Raw genomic sequence first — 2,295 nt, 5'->3', positions numbered from 1 at the left:
GATTAGGAATGGAACACCCGGCTGCGGCGTACCGCAGCCACCCTCCGAGAGGGTGCTCAGGCCGCTTGGGGCGGCCCGGCGCTGGCCTGAGCTTCTCGGCGGTCACGGTTTTTACATCAGGAGGAATCCAATGAGTCAACGTGTCAGCCTGACCCAATACCTGGTCGAGCAGCAGCGGGAGCACGGGCACATCCCGGCGCAACTGCGGCTCTTGATCGAGGTGGTGGCCCGCGCGTGCAAGCGCATCGCGATCTCGGTCAACAAGGGCGCGCTCGGCGAAGTGCTGGGCACGGCCGGTTCCGAGAACGTGCAGGGCGAGGTGCAGAAGAAGCTCGACATCATCTCCAACGAGGTGCTGATCGAGGCCAACGAATGGGGCGGCCACCTGGCCGGCATGGCGTCCGAAGAGATGGACTCCATCCACGTGGTGCCCAACCGCTATCCCCAGGGCGAGTACCTGCTGATGTTCGACCCGCTGGACGGCTCCAGCAACATCGACGTCAATGTCTCCATCGGCACCATCTTCTCGGTGCTGCGCAAGACCGACACCCAGCGCGGCGTCAGCGAGGAAGACTTCCTGCAGGCTGGCAGCCAGCAAGCGGCAGCCGGCTACTGCGTCTATGGCCCGCAGACCACGCTGGTGCTGACGGTCGGAGACGGCGTGGCCATGTTCACGCTGGACCGCGAGCAAGGCTCCTGGGTGCTGACCGAGGAGAACGTGCAGATCCCGGCGGACACCAAGGAATTCGCGATCAACATGTCCAACATGCGGCACTGGGACACCCCGGTGAAGCGCTACATCGACGAATGCCTGGCCGGCAAGACGGGCCCGCGCGGCAAGGACTTCAACATGCGCTGGATCGCCTCGATGGTGGCCGACGTGCACCGCATCCTGTGCCGCGGCGGCATCTTCATGTACCCCTGGGACCAGCGCGAGCCGGACAAGCCCGGCAAGCTGCGCATGCTCTACGAAGCCAACCCGATGAGCTTCCTGATCGAGCAGGCTGGCGGCATGTCGACCAACGGCCGCCAGCGCATCCTGGACCTGAAGCCGGGCAAGCTGCACGAACGCGTCAGCGTCGTGCTGGGCTCGAAGAACGAAGTGCAGCGCGTGACCGACTACCACCTGCAGCACGACGCCGAGAAGGCCAAGGGCTGAACCCACCGCAGCCCCGCATGCCGCCATGAACACCGACTTCATCTATTGGACGTTCACGGCGGCAGCGCAGTGCGTGTCGACCTTCGTCGCCCTGCTGCTGACCGGCTACGCGCTGGTGCTGTCGCAGATCGAGTCGGCACGAGACCGCGACGACTCGCTGCAGGACATCCATGACGCGCTGCGCATGTCCTACCACAGCCGCCTGACCTGGCTGGCCTGGTTGACGGCCATCGCGGTCGTGCTGAGCCTGCTGGTGGTCTGGGTGAACCGGGCCAACATCCCGCCGCCGGACGCGCTGATGGGTGGTGCCGCGTTCATGGACACGCTGGCCATCGTGGCCGGCCTGGCCTTCGTGGTCACCATCATCGACCCGCGCAAATACCAGAAGGCGGCAGAGCGCGAACTGGAGCAGCAGGCGCAGCTCAAGGAAGGCGAGGACGCCGCCAACCGCACGCCCTCAACCGAGTTCTTCCGCGTCTACCGAAAGCTGGAGCGCTCCCTGCGCGACCTGGCCATGCGCCAGGGCATGGAAGAAGCGCCCACCGAAGGCCGCAGAGGCAGCGCAGCCGGCAGCCTGCGCCAGGTGGCGGAAACCTTGATCCAGCACGAGGTGATCAGCGAAGAGCTCTACAGCGAACTGCAGCAGATCATCAAGTACCGCAACCTGCTGTTCCACGGCCATGTGAAAGAGGCGAATTTCGCGATGGTCGAACGGGCCCGCCATGCCACCGGCAAGCTGAAAGCCGCCGCCAAGCACGCCGACCATCCCGCTCGAACCGAGACCAACTGATCAGCCCAGGCCCAGGCCCACTTCGATCAGCCCGCACAGCAAATGGCCCAGGAACATCTGGGCTTCCTGCTGGTGAACCTGCGCCGCCGCCGGTGTCAACAGGCTCAGGTGGCAAGCCTGCTGCAAGGCCAGGTTGTCCGGCCCCAGCAAGCCAAGAATGGACAAGCCCTCCTCGCGCGCTGCCTGCACCGCATTGAGCAGCAGCGTGGGTGCGCCAGCAGCCGCCGGCTCCACCGAAGTGCTCAGCGCCAGCAAGGCATCCCCCGGCCGGCCGAGCCCACGCACCTGCCTGGCATACAGGTCCAGGCCATCGCCGTCGCCCCAGGGCACGCCGTCGGCCGACAAA

At 65.9% G+C, this 2,295-nt stretch carries 2 protein-coding genes and 1 pseudogene; 2 read left to right on the top strand and 1 reads right to left on the bottom strand.

Features of this window, described 5'->3' with window-relative positions; translation table 11 throughout:
• Nucleotides 1-130 precede the first annotated feature (130 nt).
• On the top strand, nt 131-1,159 hold the full coding sequence (locus FKP22_RS27700) for a class 1 fructose-bisphosphatase (RefSeq protein ID WP_141291218.1): 1,029 nt from the start codon (nt 131-133) through the stop codon (nt 1,157-1,159).
• A gap of 25 nt (nt 1,160-1,184) precedes the next feature.
• Nucleotides 1,185-1,949, top strand: coding sequence for a hypothetical protein (locus tag FKP22_RS27695; protein ID WP_141291216.1), 765 nt, complete (start codon nt 1,185-1,187; stop codon nt 1,947-1,949).
• Here FKP22_RS27695 and FKP22_RS32915 read toward each other — a convergent pair.
• Nucleotides 1,950-2,295, bottom strand: a pseudogene (locus tag FKP22_RS32915) (hypothetical protein); the annotation flags it as partial. It abuts the gene before it with no gap.

Source organism: Ideonella azotifigens (assembly GCF_006519715.1).
Taxonomy (GTDB): domain Bacteria; phylum Pseudomonadota; class Gammaproteobacteria; order Burkholderiales; family Burkholderiaceae_C; genus Ideonella; species Ideonella azotifigens.
This window is presented reverse-complemented; position numbering and strand designations above follow the sequence as displayed.

Bases quoted from the DNA above. Each gene is read 5' to 3' on its own strand.
- FKP22_RS27700 (WP_141291218.1), top strand. From the start codon at position 131: ATGAGTCAACGTGTCAGCCTGACCCAATACCTGGTCGAGCAGCAGCGG.
- FKP22_RS27695 (WP_141291216.1), top strand. From the start codon at position 1,185: ATGAACACCGACTTCATCTATTGGACGTTCACGGCGGCAGCGCAGTGC.